Source organism: Paraburkholderia sp. GAS333 (genome assembly GCF_050435665.1).
Lineage (GTDB): Bacteria > Pseudomonadota > Gammaproteobacteria > Burkholderiales > Burkholderiaceae > Paraburkholderia > Paraburkholderia fungorum_A.
This window is the reverse complement of record NZ_JBNDKS010000002.1, coordinates 459,925-479,661: the sequence shown is the minus strand read 5'-3', so window position 1 is coordinate 479,661 and position 19,737 is coordinate 459,925. Positions and strand designations below refer to the sequence as shown.

The 19,737-nt window shown below is 63.3% G+C and carries 20 protein-coding genes, 1 tRNA gene and 1 pseudogene; 4 read left to right on the top strand and 18 right to left on the bottom strand.

All coding sequences use genetic code 11. The features are described 5' to 3' along the window. Positions 1–19: 19 nt before the first annotated feature. Both mrdA and rodA read left to right on the top strand, forming a co-directional pair. Complete coding sequence (gene mrdA, locus ABH945_RS11350; RefSeq protein WP_429250594.1) at positions 20–2,341, top strand: penicillin-binding protein 2; 2,322 nt, start codon at positions 20–22, stop codon at positions 2,339–2,341. A 10-nt stretch (positions 2,342–2,351) separates the two neighbouring features. Continuing rightward, positions 2,352–3,500, top strand: a complete 1,149-nt coding sequence (rodA, locus tag ABH945_RS11345; protein WP_074762682.1) for a rod shape-determining protein RodA — start codon at positions 2,352–2,354, stop codon at positions 3,498–3,500. Positions 3,501–3,564: 64 nt separating this feature from the next. Here the strand turns inward: rodA and ABH945_RS11340 are convergent, their stop codons facing one another. The 11 genes and pseudogenes from ABH945_RS11340 to ABH945_RS11290 all read right to left on the bottom strand — a co-directional run. Next, entirely contained in the window at positions 3,565–4,278 is a 714-nt protein-coding gene (locus ABH945_RS11340) for a tetratricopeptide repeat protein (protein WP_429250593.1), read from the bottom strand. After that, entirely contained in the window at positions 4,275–5,057 is a 783-nt protein-coding gene (locus tag ABH945_RS11335; protein WP_074762680.1) for an HpcH/HpaI aldolase family protein, read from the bottom strand. The genes ABH945_RS11340 and ABH945_RS11335 overlap by 4 nt, the downstream gene beginning before the upstream one ends. A gap of 206 nt (positions 5,058–5,263) precedes the next feature. Next, positions 5,264–5,707 (bottom strand): 6-carboxytetrahydropterin synthase QueD, encoded by a 444-nt coding sequence (gene queD / locus ABH945_RS11330; RefSeq protein WP_143026272.1) that lies wholly within the window; start codon positions 5,705–5,707, stop codon positions 5,264–5,266. 9 nt (positions 5,708–5,716) lie between these two features. After that, on the bottom strand, positions 5,717–6,349 hold the full coding sequence (gene queE, locus ABH945_RS11325) for a 7-carboxy-7-deazaguanine synthase (protein WP_074762678.1): 633 nt from the start codon (positions 6,347–6,349) through the stop codon (positions 5,717–5,719). 89 nt (positions 6,350–6,438) lie between these two features. Further along, on the bottom strand, positions 6,439–7,173 hold the full coding sequence (gene queC, locus ABH945_RS11320; protein WP_074762677.1) for a 7-cyano-7-deazaguanine synthase QueC: 735 nt from the start codon (positions 7,171–7,173) through the stop codon (positions 6,439–6,441). Between the two features lie 392 nt (positions 7,174–7,565). Then, a tRNA-Phe gene (locus ABH945_RS11315) sits at positions 7,566–7,641 on the bottom strand. Positions 7,642–7,736: 95 nt separating this feature from the next. Then, positions 7,737–8,426: a response regulator transcription factor EsaR gene (gene esaR, locus ABH945_RS11310; protein ID WP_074762676.1), complete on the bottom strand. Its 690-nt coding sequence runs from the start codon at positions 8,424–8,426 to the stop codon at positions 7,737–7,739. After that, positions 8,427–10,847 (bottom strand): sensor histidine kinase, encoded by a 2,421-nt coding sequence (locus tag ABH945_RS11305; protein ID WP_074762675.1) that lies wholly within the window; start codon positions 10,845–10,847, stop codon positions 8,427–8,429. Then, positions 10,837–11,436, bottom strand: coding sequence for a DUF4390 domain-containing protein (locus tag ABH945_RS11300; RefSeq protein WP_074762674.1), 600 nt, complete (start codon positions 11,434–11,436; stop codon positions 10,837–10,839). The genes ABH945_RS11305 and ABH945_RS11300 overlap by 11 nt, the downstream gene beginning before the upstream one ends. Then, complete coding sequence (rsmB, locus tag ABH945_RS11295) at positions 11,433–12,872, bottom strand: 16S rRNA (cytosine(967)-C(5))-methyltransferase RsmB (RefSeq protein ID WP_429250592.1); 1,440 nt, start codon at positions 12,870–12,872, stop codon at positions 11,433–11,435. Before rsmB ends, ABH945_RS11300 begins: the two co-directional genes overlap by 4 nt. 237 nt (positions 12,873–13,109) lie before the next feature. After that, a pseudogene (locus ABH945_RS11290) lies at positions 13,110–13,232 on the bottom strand (protease HtpX); the annotation flags it as partial. Positions 13,233–13,423: 191 nt separating this feature from the next. Between ABH945_RS11290 and ABH945_RS11285 the strand changes: the two are divergent. Continuing rightward, positions 13,424–14,173, top strand: a complete 750-nt coding sequence (locus ABH945_RS11285; protein ID WP_406867808.1) for a hypothetical protein — start codon at positions 13,424–13,426, stop codon at positions 14,171–14,173. A gap of 22 nt (positions 14,174–14,195) precedes the next feature. Continuing rightward, positions 14,196–14,432, top strand: a complete 237-nt coding sequence (locus ABH945_RS11280; RefSeq protein ID WP_406867807.1) for a helix-turn-helix transcriptional regulator — start codon at positions 14,196–14,198, stop codon at positions 14,430–14,432. A gap of 34 nt (positions 14,433–14,466) precedes the next feature. On the opposite strand, the gene ABH945_RS11275 is transcribed toward ABH945_RS11280, so the two are convergent. From ABH945_RS11275 to ABH945_RS11245, 7 genes are all read right to left on the bottom strand, one after another. Continuing rightward, positions 14,467–15,732, bottom strand: coding sequence for an MFS transporter (locus ABH945_RS11275; RefSeq protein ID WP_406867806.1), 1,266 nt, complete (start codon positions 15,730–15,732; stop codon positions 14,467–14,469). Further along, positions 15,701–16,462 (bottom strand): arsenical resistance protein ArsH, encoded by a 762-nt coding sequence (gene arsH, locus ABH945_RS11270; RefSeq protein ID WP_406868490.1) that lies wholly within the window; start codon positions 16,460–16,462, stop codon positions 15,701–15,703. Before arsH ends, ABH945_RS11275 begins: the two co-directional genes overlap by 32 nt. A 65-nt stretch (positions 16,463–16,527) precedes the next feature. Further along, on the bottom strand, positions 16,528–17,355 hold the full coding sequence (gene arsN2 / locus ABH945_RS11265) for an arsenic resistance N-acetyltransferase ArsN2 (protein WP_406867805.1): 828 nt from the start codon (positions 17,353–17,355) through the stop codon (positions 16,528–16,530). Then, on the bottom strand, positions 17,352–18,437 hold the full coding sequence (arsB, locus tag ABH945_RS11260) for an ACR3 family arsenite efflux transporter (RefSeq protein ID WP_406867804.1): 1,086 nt from the start codon (positions 18,435–18,437) through the stop codon (positions 17,352–17,354). Before arsB ends, arsN2 begins: the two co-directional genes overlap by 4 nt. Continuing rightward, positions 18,424–18,945 (bottom strand): arsenate reductase ArsC, encoded by a 522-nt coding sequence (locus tag ABH945_RS11255; RefSeq protein ID WP_406867803.1) that lies wholly within the window; start codon positions 18,943–18,945, stop codon positions 18,424–18,426. Before ABH945_RS11255 ends, arsB begins: the two co-directional genes overlap by 14 nt. After that, on the bottom strand, positions 18,942–19,397 hold the full coding sequence (locus ABH945_RS11250) for an ArsI/CadI family heavy metal resistance metalloenzyme (protein WP_406867802.1): 456 nt from the start codon (positions 19,395–19,397) through the stop codon (positions 18,942–18,944). The genes ABH945_RS11255 and ABH945_RS11250 overlap by 4 nt, the downstream gene beginning before the upstream one ends. Beyond that, positions 19,397–19,726: an ArsR/SmtB family transcription factor gene (locus ABH945_RS11245; RefSeq protein WP_406867801.1), complete on the bottom strand. Its 330-nt coding sequence runs from the start codon at positions 19,724–19,726 to the stop codon at positions 19,397–19,399. The genes ABH945_RS11250 and ABH945_RS11245 overlap by 1 nt, the downstream gene beginning before the upstream one ends. Positions 19,727–19,737: the final 11 nt, after the last annotated feature.

Genomic DNA, 19,737 nt, shown 5'->3' with positions numbered 1-19,737 from the left:
CGGCCTTTTGCAGAATCGCATGACCGAATTCAAGGACACCCAGCAACAGCTCTCGAAATTCCGCCTGCGCGTCGCGGCGGCGGGTCTGTTCGTGTTCGTCTGCTTCGGGCTGATCGGCTTCCGTTTCCTGTTCCTGCAGGTCTGGCACTACAGCAAATACTCGCTGCAGGCCGACGAAAACCGCATTTCCGTCGCGCCGATCGTGCCGAACCGCGGCATCATCACCGACCGTAACGGCGTGGTGCTGGCGAAAAACTACTCGGCCTACACGCTCGAAATCACGCCGTCCAAGCTGAACGACTCGCTCGAAAACGTGATCGACAATCTGGCGACGGTCGTGTCGATCGACGCGCGCGACCGTCGCCGTTTCAAGAAGCTGCAGGAAGACTCGAAGAACTTCGAAAGTCTGCCGATTCGCACCCGCCTCACCGACGACGAAGTCGCGCGCTTCACCGCGCAGCGCTTCCGTTTTCCCGGCGTCGAAGTGCGCGCCCGGTTGTTCCGCCAATATCCGCTCGGGCCGACTGCGGCGCACGTGATCGGCTACATCGGCCGGATTTCGCAGCGCGATCAGGACCGGATCGACGACGCCAGCGACCAGAACGACAGCGATCCGGATCACTACGATCCGCGCCTGGACGCGAACAACTACAAGGGCACCGACTACATCGGCAAGATCGGGGTCGAGCAGAGTTACGAGACGGAACTGCACGGCCAGACCGGTTTCGAGGAAGTCGAAGTGACCGCCGGCGGCCGCCCTGTGCGGACGCTGTCGCGCACGCAGGCGACGCCGGGCAACAACCTAGTGCTGTCGCTCGATATCGGCTTGCAGCAGGTCGCCGAGCAGGCATTCGCGGGCCGTCGCGGCGCGCTGGTGGCGATCGAGCCGTCCACCGGCGACGTGCTCGCGTTCGTGTCGGCGCCGAGCTTTGATCCGAATTCTTTCGTCGATGGGATCGATCAGCAGACCTGGGACGACCTGAACAACTCACCGGACCATCCGCTGCTGAACCGTCCGCTGCACGGCACGTATCCGCCGGGTTCGACGTACAAGCCGTTCATGGCGCTGGCCGCGCTGACACTGCATAAGCGCACGCCCGGCTGGGGCTTCCAGGACCCGGGCTTCTACACGTTCGGCGGCCATACGTTCCGCAACGACGTGCGCTCGGGCCAGGGCTGGGTCGACATGAACCGCGCGATCGTGGTGTCGAACGACACGTATTTCTACATGCTCGCGCACGATCTCGGCGTGAACAACATCGCCAATTTCATGAAGCCGTGGGGTTTCGGCCAGATCACCGGCATCGACATCGCGGGCGAGGCCAAGGGCATCCTGCCGTCGACGGAATGGAAGCGCAAAGCCTACCGCCGCCCCGAACAGCAACGCTGGTACGAAGGTGAAACGATCAGCCTGGGCATCGGCCAGGGCTACAACTCGTTCACGATCCTGCAGCTCGCTCACGCCGTCGCCACGCTCGCGAACAACGGCGTCGTGATGAAGCCGCACCTGGTGCGCGACATCGAAAACCCGATCACCAAAGACACCCGCGCGGTCGTGCGCGCGCCGAGCGACAAGATCGACGTCAAACAGTCGGACATCGACATCATCAAGCATGCGATGGAAGGCGTGATATCGAACGGCACGGCGGCCAAACTGTTTATCGGCGCGCAGTATCAGGCGGCCGGCAAGACCGGAACGGCGCAGGTGTACTCGCTGCAAGGCGCCAACTACAAAGGTCATGCCATCGCCGAGCATCTGCGCGACCATGCGCTCTTCACTGCCTTCGCCCCTGTGGATAACCCGAAAATCGCCGTCGCGCTGATCGTCGAAAACGGCGGCTGGGGCGCGGAATCGGCGGGGCCGATCGCGCGCAAGGTGCTCGACTACTACCTCGTCGACAAGAACAAGCCGGGTGCCGAAGCGGCGGCTGTGGCAGCGGCGGCGTCGGCGACTCAGGACGCGTCCGCGCCTGAAGTCGGCGATGCGCCTGCGCCTCAGGAACCGCAGCCGGTCAGGATCGCGGCGGGTTTCACCGCATTGCCGATTCCCGGCGCGGCGTCGGCGGCGGTGGGCGCCTCCGCTGCTGAAGCGGCTTCGGCAGCGGCGAATCCGGCTTCCGCACCGGTCGCGGCGTCGGCTGCCAAAGCGGGCGCGGCGGGTGCATCTGCGGCGGTGCCCACTTCTTCCACTGCAAAAAATTCTGCGTCGCGTAAATCCGGCGCACCGCATAAACCCCGTCCTGCCAGCGAGCCCGCGCCTACGGCCACCGCTCCTTCACGGGATGACGACGTGCACGCCGCGTCGCCACGCCAGCCGGTTTCCGGCGGCATAGACGAGTAAGGAGAAAGGCATGCAATTCGACAAGCGCGCCTGGATCGACCGCCTGAAGAAGATGTTCGCGGGCTTCGACCGTCCGCTCGCACTGATCGTGTTTCTGCTGCTGTGCGTGGGCATTGTCACGCTGTACAGCGCGAGCCTGGACGTGCCGGGCCGCGTGGAAGACCAGTTGCGCAACATTCTGCTGACGTTCGTGCTGATGTGGGCGCTCGCCAATGTGCCACCCACCACGCTGATGCGCTTCGCGGTCCCGCTCTATACATTCGGGATCGCGCTACTGATAGCGGTCGCGGCATTCGGACTGACGCGAAAAGGCGCCAAGCGCTGGATCAATGTCGGCGTGGTGATCCAGCCGTCTGAAATCCTGAAGATCGCCACGCCGTTGATGCTCGCCTGGTACTACCAGCGACGCGAAGGCGTGATGCGCTGGTACGACTATCTGGTCGGCTTCGTGATTCTCATCGTGCCGGTCGCGTTGATCGCGAAGCAGCCCGACCTCGGAACCGCCGTGCTGGTCTTCGCGGCCGGTCTCTTCGTGATTTACTTCGCGGGTTTGAGTTTCAAGCTGATCGTGCCGGTGCTGGTTGCAGGCGTGATCGCCGTCGCTGCCATCGCCACGTTCCAGGACAAGATCTGTCAGCCCGAAGTGCAATGGCCGCTGATGCACGACTATCAGAAGCATCGGATCTGTACGCTGCTCGATCCGACTTCCGATCCGCTCGGCAAGGGCTTCCACACGATCCAGGCGGTGATTGCGATCGGCTCGGGTGGTCCGCTGGGCAAAGGCTGGCTGAAGGGCACGCAGGCGCATCTGGAGTTCATCCCCGAGAAGCACACTGACTTTATTTTCGCGGTGTTCTCCGAGGAGTTTGGACTGGCCGGCGGGGTCGTGCTGCTCACGCTCTACATGCTACTGATCGCGCGGGGCTTGTATATCGCGGCCAATGGCGCAACCCTGTTCGGGCGATTACTGGCCGGCTCGCTGACGATGGCGTTCTTCACCTACGCGTTCGTCAACATCGGCATGGTGAGCGGGATCTTGCCGGTGGTCGGCGTGCCCTTGCCGTTCATGAGTTACGGCGGCACCGCGTTGACCACGCTGGGGGTTGCGATCGGGCTGATCATGAGCGTCGCGCGACAGAAGCGGTTGATGCAGAGTTAGCGCGGTTTATCGGCAGAACCACACGCAAAGGGGCGCTCCATGTCAGGAAGCGCCCCTTGTGCGTTTACTGCGGTTTGACTTCCTTCTGATCCCGCAATTGCGCGCTGAGTTGCTGATACTTCAAGCGCGCCGCCGGATCACCCTGCGCCGCCGCCGCCGCGTAATACGCGCGCGCGACGTTCAGGTTCTTGTCGACGCCATCGCCGCCGCGCTCGTAGAACGAGCCGGTTACGTATTGCGCGGTCATGTCGCCGCCCTGCGCCGCCTTCTTGTACCAGACGAACGCCTGCTGGTTGTCGCGCCCGGTACCGCGTCCGTCGAGGAACTGGTTGGCAAGCGCAAGCTCTGCCTGCACATGGCCCTGCTCGGCCGCCTTCAGGAACCAGCGGTGCGCCTCCACCGGATCGCGCCCGACGAACTCGCCGTCGTCGTACATCTTGCCGTACACATATTGAGCGTGCGACATGTTGGCGTCGGCGGCCTTGCGCAGCCACTTCTTGCCTTCCTCGACGTTCGCGGCCGTGCCCTCGCCGTTGAGCAGCATCATCGCGTAATTGAACTCGGCGAGCCGGCTGCCGCGCTCCGCGGCCTGACGGAACTCAGTCAGCGCCGCGCCCAGATTGCCGGCGTTGTAGTCGGCGACCGCAGTTTGCGTCTGCGGGTCATTCGACTTCGCGACCCGGTCCTGCGCATACGCCGATCCATTTACTGCCACACCCGCCAGCAATGCCGTCGCGACCGCGACACGCAATGCGACGCCCTGCACCATCCCCTTCATGACCTCACCTCCTGCAGCGCCTGGCGGGTTGCGCGCAACATCCACATGACGTCGGCGGCCAGAGCGATAAAACGGAAACCGGCGTCGCGATGCTGCTTTGCACTCGCGACATCCATCGCAAAAATGCCGGTGGCAATGCCGGCCTTATCAGCAGCGCTGACGATGCGCGCCATCGCCGCCTGCACGTCGGCGTGCTTCGCATCGCCAAGATGACCGAGGCTCGCGGCCAGGTCGGCGGGCCCGACGAACAGGCAATCGACGCCCGGCGTCGCGGCGATCTTCTCGACCTCCTGCAAGCCGCGCGCCGACTCGATCTGCACGATCGTCGCGATCTGCGCGTTGGCCGTCTGCACGTAATCGCGCCGCATGCCATAGCCCGACGCGCGGACCACGCCCGCTACGCCGCGCTGACCGTCGCGCGCTTCGGCGGTCGGATATTGTGTGAGCCGCACGGCGTGCGCGGCTTCATCGGCGGATTCGATGTTGGGGAACATCAGCGTGCGCGCGCCGGCATCGAGCACGCGCTTGACGAGCCAGCCTTCGCTTGCGGGCACGCGCACCACCGGCTCGCTCGGCAGATGCGCGGCGGCGATCGCGCGCAATTGCGACGCGACGTCGACGCTGTCGTTCGGTGCGTGCTCCATGTCGATCAACAGCCAGTCGAAACCGGCGTGCGCAAGCGCTTCGGCGGCGGCGTCGCTACCGAGCGACAGCCACAAGCCGAACAGCGGATCGGTTTCCGTCAGACGTTGCTTGAGGGGATTGGTGAAGGTGCTCATCGGCGCGCTCCTTGATGAGCGGGCCGCTCGCCTGCGCGGCGGGAAAACTGGCTGACCTGTGAGGTTCGGCAAAAACCGGGACGCCGATGCCCCGGTTGCCTGCTGCGACGCAATGCGGTGACCGGCATGTCTCGCTCCGTTTGGTTATCGAAGCGATCATACCGTGACAAAAACGCGGAGGTTGGGTCGGTGCGCGGACCCTGGGTTTAATCGCGGACGACGTCGGCCCAGCAATTCGGCGTCTCGTACAGACGCAGCTTCTGCAGACGCATGTTCACGCCGTAGTGAGCGTCATACACGCTTGCGAGGAGGTCGAACGCGACGGCGGCAAGATTTTCGACCGTCGGGATGCGGTCCAGCACGACCGTCTTGTGACCGGCCATGGTCTCCAGAAAGCCGCGCACCTGTGCGTCGCCTTCGTAGACCAGAAACGCGTGATCCCACTTGTCGACCAGGTGCTCGTTGGCGAGCGACTTCACGTCGGCGAAGTCCATCACCATGCCGCGATCGGGCGCGCCTTCGGTGTCGACCAGATCGCCTTGCAGCGTGATTTCGAGCACATAACGATGGCCGTGCAGATTGCGGCACTGGCTACGGTGATCGGGGATGCGGTGGCCCGCGTCGAATTCGAGTTTTCGGGTAATCGTCAGCACGGCAAATCAGGGAATGTTCAGATACTTGTGGGTCTGCATCGACAGGCGCCATTGCGGATGGCGTTTGCACCAGTCGATCGCGAGCTTCGTGTTGATGTCGCGCGACGGGCCGTCCATCGGCTGGACGAGGAAATACTCGAAGTCGAGCTTCGCATACTCGGACAAACGCTGGTTGTCCTGCGGAATCACGACCTTCAGTTCGTTGCCTTTGGTGACGACGAGCGGCGCGTCGGCCTTCGGGCTCACGCAGATCCAGTCGATCGTTTCCAGCACCGGCATCGAGCCGTTAGTTTCAATGGCGATTTCAAAGCCGGCGGCATGCAACGCATCGACCAGCGGCTGATCGATCTGGAGCATCGGCTCGCCGCCCGTGCAGACGACGAAACGCTCACCCTCGCCTTCCGGCCAGAGTGACGCGATCATCGCCACGAGGTCTTCGGCGGTGCGGTACTTGCCGCCGTTCTCACCGTCGGTGCCGACAAAATCGGTATCGCAAAAGCGGCACACGGCCTCGGCACGATCTTCTTCGCGGCCCGACCACAGATTGCAGCCGGCGAAGCGGCAGAACACAGCCGGACGCCCGGCATTCGCGCCCTCGCCTTGCAACGTGTAGAAGATTTCCTTGACCGCGTAAGTCATGCTGCTTTCTGCCTTCTGTTCCTGAAAATTTTTGCGTGATCCGACGAGTCGTTGAACCGTCGCGCCGCGCGGTTCAACTTACTGCGCGATCAGAGCGGCGACTCGGTGACGTTCTCACCAGCCAGATACGCTTCGTAGCCGCGCTTGCGCAAGCGGCACGCCGGACACTCGCCACAACCAAAGCCCCACGAATGCAACTCAGCGCGTTCACCGACGTAACAGGTATGCGTCTCGACGCGTACCAGCTCAACCAGTTCGTCACCGCCCAATTGATGCGCGAGACGCCACGTATCGGCCTTGTCGAGCCACATGAGCGGCGTTTCGAGCAGGAAGCGCGTGTCCATGCCGAGATTCAGCGCGACCTGCAATGCCTTCATCGTGTCGTCGCGGCAATCGGGGTAGCCCGAAAAATCCGTCTCACACATTCCGCCAACCAGCACCTGCAGACCGCGCCGGAAAGCGATGGCTGCCGCGATGGTCATGAACATCAGATTGCGGCCTGGCACGAACGTGTTCGGCAAGCCGTTGGCCGTTGCTTCGATCTCAATCTCGCGCGTCATCGCCGTATCGCTGATCGAGCCAAGCACCGACAGGTCGATCATGTGATCTTCGCCGAGACGGTCGGCCCAAGCTGGAAATGCTCGCGTCACAGCCTGACGGAAACCTTCGCGACATTCGAGTTCGACGCGATGTCGCTGGCCGTAATCGAAGCCGAGCGTTTCGACCGTTTCATAACGTTCGAGCGCCCAGGCGAGGCACGTGGCGGAATCCTGGCCGCCGGAAAACAGCACCAGAGCGCTACGTTTAGCGTCGTTGCGGATCACCGTGAAACTCCGTGAATGATGAGTGCCACGTCGCGCTGCGCGAGGTGCGCCATGCAAGCAACGCGGCGCGACGCGTGCCGGCACTGCTGCCGGCCCAAAGCAGTATAGGCCGCGCCTTCCGCATGCAGAGTCGCTGGGCGCTTATACCGTTAATCGTCGGGCGAAGGGTTCGGGGCGGGTGGCAGCGCATGCCGCGCTGCGCTCAATCGCCGATCAGGCGGCACACTTGCGTGCAAGTCCTTGAACTGGCGCGATTTTATCACGCGATGCTGAATACCGCCGAGCGCGGCCCGTTGCATCGCGCCCGCAATGCCGAAGCCATTGGATGCCCGTCATTACCCGTCAGAAAAGGAAAAGCCCCAGGAATCTTGCGAGTTCCTGGGGCTGAATCCTGGTGGCCTGGGTCGGAATCGAACCAACGACACGCGGATTTTCAATCCGCTGCTCTACCAACTGAGCTACCGGGCCAACGAAGAACGAAATCATAACAAGGGGTCGGCGGTCTGGCAAGCCCCTTCCCAAAAAAATCTTTCGGGGAGGGTTTCGCCCGCAGCCCGTGAGCTTTACTCGCCTTTGTTCTTGCCGAGATCGACGCCGAGTTGCTTGAGCTTGCGATACAGGTGAGTACGCTCAAGCCCCGTCTTTTCAGCGACGCGCGTCATGCTGCCGTTTTCGCGCGCGAGGTGATATTCGAAGTACGCGCGCTCGAACGCGTCGCGTGCATCGCGCAACGGAATATCGAACGAGATCGACGCGGTTTGCGCAGCCAGCGCGCCACTGCCCATGCCGTCGGTCGACAACATCGGCAACGCAGCCGCCGACGCCACCGCCGACGAACTCACCGGCATCACCGGCTTAGCTGCCGCGCCGCCGGGAGCAGCCGCCGCATTGCCGCGCGCGAGACCCTGCTCGACGGCCTTCAGCAGCTTCTGCAACGCAATCGGCTTCTCGAGGAAATTGAGTGCGCCGATCTTGGTCGCTTCAACTGCCGTGTCGATCGTTGCGTGACCGGACATCATGATCACCGGCATCGTCAACTGACCTTGCGCGGCCCACTCCTTGAGCAAAGTCACGCCGTCGGTGTCCGGCATCCAGATGTCGAGCAGCACCAGGTCCGGTGCCTGACGCAAGCGGAAGTCGCGCGCTTCCTGCGCATTTTCAGCGGCCTCCACGACATGCCCTTCGTCGCTCAGGATCTCCGAGAGCAATTCCCGGATGCCCATTTCATCATCTACCACCAGGATGGTTGCCATTTACGCTGCCCTTGTCTGCACTGTTGCTTTTGTCTTTCCCTGCGACGCACCGACGTGCGCCGGACGCGGCCCCGATGAACCAGGCGCCGCGGCATCGTCTGCCAGTTGAAGGAAGAGAATCGATATTTGCGCGCCTTCGATCACGTCGCCCGCCTTCAGGCGATTGCGAATGTCGATGCGCGCGCCATGCTCGTCGACGATCTTCTTGACCATCGCAAGTCCCAGGCCCGTACCTTTGGCCTTGGTCGTCACGTAAGGTTCGAATGCGCGTGTGAGGATGCGCGCGGGGAACCCCGGTCCGTTATCCGACACGGTCAGACGCACCGCGACGCGGACTTTGCCCTCCGCGTCGGGGTCACCGTATTCTACTGTCCTCGTCTCGAGCAACACACGTGGATGCTCGACATCGGCCACCGCATCCTGTGCGTTTTGCAGCAGGTTGTGGATAACCTGACGCAATTGCGTCGCGTCGCCACGAATCGCCGGCAATGCCGCGAGCTCGACCTGAATCGCGCCCTTACCCTCTTCGATGCCGTACAACGTGAGCACTTCGCTGACCAGGTCGTTCAGCTGCAGATGCGCGAGCACTGCCGGAGGCGTGCGCGCGTAGTCGCGGAAATTGTCGACCATCTGCTTCATTGCCGCGACCTGGTTCACGATCGTGGTCGCGCCGCGCTTCAGAAAATCGGCGTCGGTGGGCGTGAGCTTGTCGGCGAGTTTCATCTGCAGACGCTCGGCGGAAAGCTGAATCGGCGTGAGAGGATTCTTGATCTCGTGCGCGAGCCGCCGCGCGACTTCGCCCCACGCAATCGAACGCTGCGCGGAAATCACGTCGGAGATATCGTCGAACACCACGACGTAGCCGGATGTCTGCATGTCTTCGGCATCGCGGTCGGTCGCGGACACCAGACGCGCGCCGCGCACGAGCAGCGTGAGCGGATCGGTTTCGCCCGGCACGCCGACCGAGAACTGCTGCTGCCAATGTCCGCGATCGTCGTGGCCGTCGCCGCTCGCCGCTTCGCGATCGGCAAACGCCTTGCGCACCATCCCGCCAAATTCGCTCAACACGCCAATCTGATCGAGCGACGAACCCAGCACCGCCTGGAACGGCTGACGGAAAATCCGCTCGGCGCCGCGATTTGCCGTGGTCAGTCTGAACTGCCGGTCGAACACGAACACGCCGGCGGTCAGATTCGCGAGAATACTCTCCAGATACGCCTTTGAATGCTCAAGCGCGATGCGATTGTTCTCAACCGCCGCGCGTGCTTCCGACAACTGTCGCGTCATCGCGTTGAACGACTGCGTAAGGAAGCCCAATTCGTCACGCGACTTGATTTCGCGCTTCGGCGTGTAGTCGCCCTCGGTAATTTCCTTGGTGCCCTGCGCGAGCAGAAACAGCGGCCGCGCAAGCTGATTGCCGAGCGCGAGCGCAAGCATCATCGCGATGAAGGTGGCGAGGAACAGCGCGAGCGTCAGCGTGCCGATGTACATCTTGCGCAGACCGGTGCGGCCCAACGCCTTTTCCTGATACTCGCGATACGCGCGCTGAACCGCGTCGGCATTACGCGCGAGCGTTGGCGACACTGGCTGCGTGAGTTGCAGGAAGCGCTCGACAGGCTGCAATAGCGCGGCATTCGAATCGGGAATACGCTGCACGATCCGCAGACGCAATGCGCCTTTGCCGCCGTGTGCGTTCGGATCGCCGTCCACCTCTCCCTCGATCGCCGCATAGCCGCGACCGCGCGCCTGATCGATCATCAGTGGAGTGGGCAGGTCGTTCGGCACGAGCGTCGCGTAATTGCTCGATGCCTGCGCCACCACGTGCATCTCGGGCGTCGCGCCGGACATGCTGCGAGTAGGCTCGACGATCGTCGCATCCTGCACGCCGAACTGATCGCGCAAGCGCAGCAGCGTCAGCGTGGTACCGGCCGCGTCCGCGCTGGCGAGCTGCTCGGACATCAGGCGGCCCTTGGTTTGCAGATCGGACAGCGACGCGTCGAGCATGCCGCGCCCGAGATTCAGGCCGGACGTGAGCGCGGTTTCGACGTTCACGTCGAACCACGACTCGATACTGCGCGACACGAACTGATACGAGACGATGTAGATGATGCCGCCCGGCACCACGCCCACCAGCGCCATAAAGAACGCGAGCTTCGCCAATAGTCGCGTGCCGAACTTGCCCTTGCGCAACCTCGCAATAATGATGACGACCAGCGTCACCACGACCAGCAAAAAGATCATCGCAACCGCGACGTTGGCGGCGTACAGCCACTGGTAATAGCGGTCGAAAAATTCGGTATTGGCGCTGGCCGCGGCGAGCAGCACGAGCAGCAGCACGGCCGTGACCGCGACCGTCGACACCAGCACTCGTACGACGAGGCTGCTGACGCTGGTTGTGGATGAGCGCACTTTATTTAGCACGTTCGGCCGCCGTGAAGGTGAAGCGCTTCCATTCGGAGGCGAGGTTCCAGTCGCGGTTGTTCACCGCGTCGATCTGGAACGGCTTGGGCATCAGCGCGATGTCGAGTTGCATGCGCACCGACGCGGTATAGGTCTCACCGGTCTGCACCTGATTGCGGTCGATCACATGCCAGGACGTGACATGCTTGATCACCGCGAGCGCGTCTTTGAGTGTGCTGAAACCAAGCTGCAAGCCGCCCGACGACACGCTCGACACGCGGTATTCGCGCGTCAGCGGCTGGAACGACAGGCGAATGCTTTGCGACACGCTCACCGGTTGCTCGTCGAACCAGTACCAGCGCGGCCGGCTTAGTTCGAAGTCGGTCGTGAAGTAGAGGGGGATGCCCTTGTTGACCGCGTCTTCGAGATTGCTGTTCAGGTCGAAGTCGAAACGCGCGTCGAGACTCCAGCCGCTGCTGTCAGCCTGCAGCGACGCCCGCTGCACCGCGATCGAGTCGGCATGCGCCACGCCCGGTGCTGCCAGCCATACGGCCAGCGCAATCCAGAGCACGGCAGCGAGCCGAAGCGGGAAGAAGCGTTTGATGGTCACCGTTTCTGGAAGCGCGCGTAGAAAAATCCGTCGTGGTCTGAGTTCGCACCGGCGCTGTTTTCAGCGGATTGTCCGGCATCGGAACCGGCCGAGGTCTCGGCGGGCGCGCGAGCGACTGATGGCAGCAGTTGTCCCGGCGCGTCCAATCGTACCGCATCCTGATACTTGTTTCCAAACCACTGCGCCTGCAACTCGCCTTCTTCGGGGAAGATCGAACACGTAACGTAAAGCAATTCGCCGCCTGGTTTCACGAGCGGCCAGAGCGCTTCGAGTATGCGGCGCTGTTCGGCGACCAGCGCGGGAATATCGGACGCACGGCGCAGCCAGCGAATATCCGGGTGACGCCGCACAATGCCCGATGCCGAACACGGAACGTCGGCGAGGATGCGGTCGAACGGCTGGTCGGTGTCGTCGTGCCATTTCGACGGCGTGCCCGCGTCGCCGATCCGCACTTCTGCATCGAGCTTTAGCCGCCGCAAATTTTCGCCGATCCGCCTTGCACGCGATGCATCGCTTTCGAGCGCCACGAGCTGAAGATTCGCCAGTTCCAGCAGATGACCGGTCTTGCCGCCGGGCGCCGCGCACGCATCGAGCACGCGCATGCCGTCGCGCACGCCGAGCAGTTGCGCGGCGAGTTGCGCACCGGCGTCCTGCACCGAGACCACACCGTCGCTGAAGCCGGGGATGCGGTCCACCGGGATCGGCGTGTCGAGCTTGACGGCGTAATCACCGATACGGCTCGCGGCAATCTGATGATTTTGCAGAACTTGCAGATACGCGTCGACGGTCGAGTGACGGGCGTTCACGCGCAAGGTGAGCGGGCCTTGCGTATTGCCGGTTGCGAGCACTGCCTGCCACGTGTCGGGCCACGCGCGCTTCACGGCGTCGATCCACCACGCTGGGTAGTTCCAGTGCGCGACTTCGTCGGCTTGTGCATCGTTCAGCAGCGTCTCACGCTCGCGCAGGAAATTGCGTAGCACCGCGTTGACAAGTCCCTTGGCGAACGAGAATTCGCGGCGAGCGGCAATCGCGCTGACCGCCTGATCGACCACGGTGAACGGCGCATAAGCGGCGTTGGCTTCGTCGTCGATCAGCAACGCGAGCGAGCAGGCGAGCACATGACCAACGTGCGGCGGCGGCGCCTTCTTCACCAGCTTTGCAATCAGCCATTCAGCAGTAGCGAGACGGCGCATCGTGCGATACGCGATGTCCTGCACGGCCCCGCGCGCGGCAGCAACGGTGCCCTCAGGCGCGGACACGAAGACCGATTGCAGCGCAGCCGGCAACGCTGCGCCGAGACGCACGGCGCCGATCGCCTGACCAGCGCTGTCGAGCGCAAAGCCCAGCGACTCGGGCGCAAGATGCAACACCGACAAACGGAATTCGCGCGGGCGCGCTGCAGAAGAAGCTGAACGCGAAGAAGGCTTTGGTGTCATGAAAGAAACAAGTGCAGGCCGCGCGGTGCGCGCAGCGCAATCAGCGTGCATTGTAGCGTGGCGCAGGGCGGGAGCCGCCGCTGGCGGACTGCGGCAATGGCTTTGTTCACGCGCAAACCTTGTTGCCCGAAAAAAAAGCGAGCCGGAAGGCTCGCCTTTTTTGCTTCACGCTAGCGCCGTGGATGCGTGTCGTGAATTTTTTGTGAAACGTTTTGAAGCGTTTTGAAGCGCGACTGCTTAGTCGAAGCGCCCCGTGCGCGCCATTTCCATCAAACGGGCGACGCGCTCTTCCGTGGCCGGGTGCGTCGAGAAAAGATTCGCGATGCCACCGCCCGACAGCGGATTCATGATCCATTGCTCAGTGGCAACAAATCTGGCTTAAACCCTTCATATACTTGGGGATTGCCAAAACCTCACTGCCGCATTTTCTCTTGCGTATCCCTAGCGTACCCCTCTGCCACCAGTGATTTCCGGCGATTTCCGGTCGGATTTCGGGCACCGGGGCTGCACGGTATCATGCTGCTTACAACACCACGACCACGTAGCACACGATGAGCACGACTTTTGACGGCCTGACGAAGATGGAGCTGATTACGTTGCTGGGGACCGCGCCCGGCAACTATCAGTTGACGCCCGACCAGGTCAGCGCACTGCTGAACCGGTCGGTCAAGCAACTGGCCGACGATCGAACGGCCCAGCGCGGCCCAGCCTGGGCGTTGCCGTGGGGGCCGAAAGGCTCGATCCGGTACCCGATCGAATCCCTGCGCAAGTTCTTCGAAGGTCAGGCGACGTATTCGAGCACCCACGAGTCGAAACTGGCCGCGGAAAGTGGCGTCCTAGCGTTCGGCACGCTCGAAGACATGCTCACGCCGGGCCAGCGGCTGGAAAATCTCGCCGGCCCCGGCGTGCTGAACGTGCCGCTGCCGTCGATCGCCGACGTGCTCGGTGGCCTCGGCCGCTACGCGGTGCAAAACGCTCGCGACGCCCTGCGCCGCGGCCTGCCCGATCTGCGCTCGCGCCGTGTCAATGGTGTGCGGCATGTGCCGGTGAATGCGATGGCGGGTTGGCTGGACGGTCTGGACGGCGTGGCGACCGGCGCGCCGGAACCGGCTGCGCCGGTGAGCCCGGTGCGCGCGCAACGTCTGGGGTTCGTCGGTCGCACGCACGTCGATCTTCTCGACGAGGCGTTGGCCGACTGGCTGCGGGCCGACCAGGCGCGTGAGGCCGCCGAACTGCGGGCGATCATCGACGCCGAAAACACCGAACCCCTGCCGAGCCGGAAAGGCCCACGCGGTCCGTGACACCACTCGAAACGGGGAAACCATGACCAATGCTTTGAACGACGCCGCCGAACTGGCCGTACTGCTGAAAACCGGGGCGGACTATCACCTGCTGACCACCGAGCAGGTGGCGACGCTGCTGGGCCGTTCGGTCGCGCAACTGGCGAACGATCGGCGGGTAGGGCTCGGCCCGGCCTGGGTGCAACCGTTCGGGCCGAACGGCGTGGTGCGCTACCGACTCGGCGACGTGCGGGCGTTCACGAACGCCCCGGCGGCGTGACCTATCCGGCCGCCCGCTCACATCGGATGCTTCGTTAGATGCTGCGGCCAGTGCCCAGCGCCGCCCTTGCCGATCGACGGGCGCATGCCACCGCCACGCTGAAAGCGACCGCCGACACCATGCCGACGACCAGAACGACCCATTCCACCGGACCATAATCATGTCCCAGCGTCCAAATGGCCGCGGCCGAAATCGGCGCGATGCCCTTCGCGACGTTCGACGGTGCCGATAGCAGCCCGCTGACCGCCCCGTACCCTTCCGCCCACATCAGGTCCTGCACGATCGTGCCGCGCAAGATCGTCATCATGCCGTTGGCACCGCCGTAGACGACGGCGAACAGGATCAGTATCGGCGCCGACGTGCCGGCGAACATGAGGATCACCACCGACGCGGGAAACGCCGTTGTGATCACCAGCCCCACGATCGACGGCGAAACGTTGCGGCCGACCGTGAACCAAAACACTCGGGCGAGCACCTGAGCCGGTCCGATGACGGCCATCGTGGTCACGATCACCGCGGCCGACACCTGGCGCTCCATCATGAGCGGTACAAGATGAAAGGTGAGCGCCGCAAACGTCGCGTAGTACGCGGTGAAGCACACGGCCAGCGCCCAAAACGTCGGCGTCCGCAAAGCACGCCGGGTCGCTGCCGAGTTGGTCGCCCGGATTGCGGCCCGGTGGCCCGAATGATCGCGGTCCGGGATATTCCGGCGGATGGCGACAGCATGAACCGGCAGGCAAACGGCCAAGTTTGCAGCGGCCAGCACAAGCAGCGCACGGCGCCATCCGAACGTGCCAACCAAACCTTGCGTCAATGGTATGAACACGGTGCTGGCGAATCCCGCAACCAGCGTGATCAACGTGATCTTGGTGCGAAACGTCGTTGGAAAATCGCGCGTGATGACGGCAAAAACCGGGTCGTACAACGTCGCGGCCATCGCGCCGCCTAGTCCGATCCAGACGACGAAAAGCGTCACGAGGCTATGCGCTTGCGACCACAACATCAGCATCGCCGCCGCTAAGACGGTCCCGCCGACCATGACGCGACGCCCGTGACCGTGATCGATCCAGGTTCCGATGGGATAAGCAGCCAGGCCCGAGGTTAAAAGGCCCGTTGAGAGCGCGGCGTTCGTGGCCGTACGACTCCATCCCAGCGTGCTCTCCATCGGCACGACGAACAGAGAGAACGCGTAATAGATCGAGCCCCACGAAACGAGTTGGGCGGCGGCAAGCGCCCACGTCTCGACCGCGCCTCGCAGGCCGTCGGTATCACTCCGTCTCGCTGTCGTCGGTGTCTGCACTGTCGATCGCCGTTTCGTGGATCATCGCCGCCGACGCCAGGGCCGTCGCAAGTTCCGGGTGCGCTTCTTTGCGCTCGCTGTACCGATCGGTCAGGTAGTCGGACCGGTCGCGCACCAGCAGCGTGAACTTGTACAACTCCTCCATCACGTCCACGACCCGATCGTAATAGGGCGAGGGCTTCATCCGACCGTCCGCGTCGAACTCCTGCCAAGCTTTCGCCACCGACGACTGGTTGGGGATGGTGACCATCCGCATCCATCGGCCGAGCACTCGCAACGCGTTCACCGCGTTGAACGACTGCGAGCCGCCACACACCTGCATCACCGCGAGCGTTCGACCTTGCGTTGGACGAACACCGCCGCTTTCGAGCGGTAACCAGTCGATCTGGTTCTTGAACACCGCGGTCAGGGTGCCGTGGCGCTCCGGGCTGCACCACACCTGGCCCTCGGACCATTCGGACAGTTGGCGCAGTTCGACCACCTTCGGATGATCGGCCGTCACGCTGTCCACGATCGGCAGGCCGTGAGGATCGAAAAGCCGGGTGTCCGCGCCGAAGTGGCGCAGGATACGTTCGGCTTCTAGCGTGAGAAACCGGCTGTACGACGTGGCACGCAGGGAACCGTAGAGCAGCAGGATGCGCGGCGCGTGGTTCGCCACAGGCCCGGGTTCGAGTTTGTTCAGGTCCGGCAGGTCAAGATGCCGGGCGCTGACGTTCGGCAGGTCGAGCAGGGCCGACGGCTGGCCGCCGTTGTTGATAGCGTTCAAAGCGTGTTCCTCGATTGCGTGGCGCCGGGCTAAAAGACGATGGCGCGCGACATGAGTACGGCGCTCGCCGGACACAACGCTGTGACCTGCCGTGTCGCGAGCACTTCGACAGGTGCCACCTCGCGAGGATTTGCCTTGAACCCTGTCGCCTCGAAAAAAGCCGCGGAGGTTGTGGTCAACAGCCAGGCGGTACGGCCGCCCGCGTCGAACGCGTCCCGCAGCAAAACGGCCAGCATGTTGCGGCCGATGCCGTGCCGCCGATGTTCAGCCAGCACGACCAGGGACCGCACGAGTACCTGATTGCCATAGCGCTCGAAGCCGCCGTAGCCGAGCAGGGAACCGGCCAGCGTCTCGTAGGCGAAAAACGAACGGCCGGGCTCTTCGAGGTCGTCGGTGGGCAATGCTGCATCGAGCAACGCTTGCCGGAGCGCGTGATCGCTTCCAGCCACCTGGCGACGAACGATGAACGGCACGCCCTCCTCTTTCATCACGTCGCCGGTCGGGCGCTGGTCCAGCAACTCGACCGCGGCATCGGACGGGCGGCACAACCGCGTGCCACGAGGCGTGACAACCAGCGGGCGATTGATCAGGATGGGGTGAGCCAGCATGGCCTCGATCAACTGCGCGTCCTGCAACGTGGGATCGTCAAGCCCCAGGTCCTTGTAGGGAGTTCCCTTGATCCGCAGCACGTCCCGAACCGCCATACCGCTGTCGGCGATCAGCCGTTCGAGCGTTTCGCGCTCAGGCGGCGTTTTCAGGTACTCGATCACCCTCGGGTCGTGGCCCGCAGCGCGCAACAACGCGAGCACGTTGCGCGAGGTTCCGCATTCGGGGTTGTGGTAGATGGTGACGCTCATGAACGCATTCCCTGGGCGCGTTGGCTCGCTTCGTACCAACGCTGTGAACGGTTGACGATCCCGACGACGAACAGCATCACGGGCACCTCGATCAGAACACCGACCACCGTTGCCAGCGCCGCCCCGGAGTGGAACCCAAAGAGGCTGATGGCGGTCGCAACGGCCAGTTCAAAGAAGTTGCTGGCACCGATCAGCGAGGACGGCCCGGCCACGCAGTGCTCGACATGCAAACGACGGTTGAGCACGTAGGCCAGCCCCGAGTTGAAAAACACCTGAATAAGGATCGGCACCGCCAGCATGACGATCACCAGCGGCTCGCGAACGATGGCCTGCCCCTGAAAGGCGAACAGCAGCACGAGCGTCGCGAGCAGGGCACCGATCGACCACGGGCCGAACCTGGCGATCACGCGCTGGAAATGGGCCTCGCCCCTCGCGAGCAGGCGTTGGCGCACAACCTGCGCAAGCGCCACGGGGATCAGGATGTACAGCGCCACCGACGTGATCAGCGTGCTCCAGGGCACCGTGATCGACGACAGCCCGAGCAGCAACGCGACCAACGGGGCAAAGGCCACGATCATGATCGCGTCGTTCAGCGCGACCTGCGAGAGTGTGAAGTACGGATCGCCCTTGCAAAGTTGCGACCACACGAACACCATCGCCGTGCACGGTGCCGCGGCCAGCAGGATCAGACCGGCTATGTAACTGTCGAGTTGGTCCGCCGGGAGGTACGGCGCGAACACGTGCCTGATGAACAACCAGCCGAGTAACGCCATTGAAAAAGGCTTAACGAGCCAGTTCACGATCAGGGTGACGCCGATGCCGCGCCAGTGCCGGCCAACTTGCGTCATCGACCCGAAATCAATCTTGACCAGCATCGGGATGATCATGATCCAGATGAGCAGGCCCACCGGCAGGTTGACCTGGGCGACCTCGATCCGGCCGATGGCCTGAAAGGCGTTGGGCATCGCTTGCCCAAGCAACACGCCGACCACGATGCAGAGCGCGACCCACACGGTCAGATACCGTTCGAAGAAACTAATGGCTGGCTTTGCGCTCGGGACCGATGTTTCAGTGCTGCTCATCCGTTACCTCGGGCAGACGTTGGCCGATCGCACGCATTTCCTGCTGGATCGCGTTGTGGTCCAGCACGTGCAGCGGCAGGTTCACGAACTGGCTCACACGGCCGAGGATTTGGCGGAACACTTTGTCGAACACCGTCCGCTTTTGTTCGCCGGTACCGTCGAACGCTGCGGGGTCTTCGAAGCCCCAGTGGGCGGTCAAGGGCGAGCCCGGCCAGAGGGGGCAAACCTCGCCGGCCGCCTGGTCGCAGACCGTCACGACGAAATCCATGCGCGGAGCTTCGGGCGTTGCGAACTCGTCCCAACTTTTGCTGCACAAGTTCGACGTGTCGTAGCCTATCGCGGCGCAACGCTCCACGGCGAACGGGTTGACGGTACCGGTCGGGTGACTGCCGGCGCTGTATGCCTGAAACCTGCCCTTGCCCAGCACGTTGAAGAGTGCTTCAGCCATGATGCTGCGTGCGCTGTTGCCCGTGCAAAGGATGAGGATGGAATAGGTTTTGTCGCTCATGCCCGGCCCCGCAACGTGACGATCGCTTCAACCGGCGCGCAGCAGGCGGCGTTCGAGGGCAACGGCTCGTGCGATGTGCCGTAGACCGGCACTGCTTCGAGCGTCCTGAAGGTCTCCCACGCAACACCCTGCGGGTCAACGGTCCATGCCTTGTCCGATTTTGCGTAGCAGCAGGTCGTTCCGATCTGCTCCTGTACGGGCAGTTGCGCAGCGGCAAAGCGCGCGTTCATCTCGGCCAGTTCCGCATCGGTTTCGACCTGGATGCCGATGTGGTCCACGCCAGGCTTGGCGCCGCGTTGCGAGATGGCGAAGTTGACCGCGGGATCGGTCAGTTCCCATTTGCAGTAGTCGCTTTTGCGCACGGTGGGTTCGGTGTTACCGAACATGGCCCGGTAGAACCGGATGCTGTCGTCGAGGTTATCGACGGACACGTGGATGTGCATACGCTTCATCACTTTTCTCCGCAGCAGTTCGCCGGATCGCTCGCGACGCAGGGCGCGCCCGCGCAGCAGTTCTCCGTGAGGAAACCGATCAGGCCGTTCATCGCCTTGAAGTTCGCCGTGTAGATGACGAACCGCCCTTCCTGGCGAGGCGTCACCAGTTCGGCGTGCGTCAAATCTTTCAGGTGAAACGACAGGCTGGACGGCGCGATGCCCAGCCGCTGCGCGATGTCCCCCGCCGCCATGCCGGACGGTCCAGCAACAACGAGGGTGCGAAAAATCGCGAGCCGGGAATCGTGAGCAAGCGCGCCTAGGGCGCGCACAACAAGGTTTTGGTCCATCTGCTAAAGCC

What these genes read in the sequence shown, in the direction of transcription:
- rodA (WP_074762682.1), top strand. Translation starts at nt 2,352, where the DNA reads ATGCAATTCGACAAGCGCGCCTGGATCGACCGCCTGAAGAAGATGTTC.
- ABH945_RS11250 (WP_406867802.1), bottom strand. Translation starts at nt 19,397, where the DNA reads ATGAAGCGTATGCACATCCACGTGTCCGTCGATAACCTCGACGACAGC.
- esaR (WP_074762676.1), bottom strand. Translation starts at nt 8,426, where the DNA reads ATGGCAACCATCCTGGTGGTAGATGATGAAATGGGCATCCGGGAATTG.
- arsN2 (WP_406867805.1), bottom strand. Translation starts at nt 17,355, where the DNA reads ATGAGCGTCACCATCTACCACAACCCCGAATGCGGAACCTCGCGCAAC.
- ABH945_RS11280 (WP_406867807.1), top strand. Translation starts at nt 14,196, where the DNA reads ATGACCAATGCTTTGAACGACGCCGCCGAACTGGCCGTACTGCTGAAA.
- queE (WP_074762678.1), bottom strand. Translation starts at nt 6,349, where the DNA reads ATGACTTACGCGGTCAAGGAAATCTTCTACACGTTGCAAGGCGAGGGC.
- mrdA (WP_429250594.1), top strand. Translation starts at nt 20, where the DNA reads ATGACCGAATTCAAGGACACCCAGCAACAGCTCTCGAAATTCCGCCTG.
- rsmB (WP_429250592.1), bottom strand. Translation starts at nt 12,872, where the DNA reads ATGACACCAAAGCCTTCTTCGCGTTCAGCTTCTTCTGCAGCGCGCCCG.
- ABH945_RS11255 (WP_406867803.1), bottom strand. Translation starts at nt 18,945, where the DNA reads ATGAGCGACAAAACCTATTCCATCCTCATCCTTTGCACGGGCAACAGC.
- ABH945_RS11335 (WP_074762680.1), bottom strand. Translation starts at nt 5,057, where the DNA reads ATGAGCACCTTCACCAATCCCCTCAAGCAACGTCTGACGGAAACCGAT.
- arsB (WP_406867804.1), bottom strand. Translation starts at nt 18,437, where the DNA reads ATGAGCAGCACTGAAACATCGGTCCCGAGCGCAAAGCCAGCCATTAGT.
- ABH945_RS11285 (WP_406867808.1), top strand. Translation starts at nt 13,424, where the DNA reads ATGAGCACGACTTTTGACGGCCTGACGAAGATGGAGCTGATTACGTTG.
- ABH945_RS11245 (WP_406867801.1), bottom strand. Translation starts at nt 19,726, where the DNA reads ATGGACCAAAACCTTGTTGTGCGCGCCCTAGGCGCGCTTGCTCACGAT.
- ABH945_RS11340 (WP_429250593.1), bottom strand. Translation starts at nt 4,278, where the DNA reads ATGAAGGGGATGGTGCAGGGCGTCGCATTGCGTGTCGCGGTCGCGACG.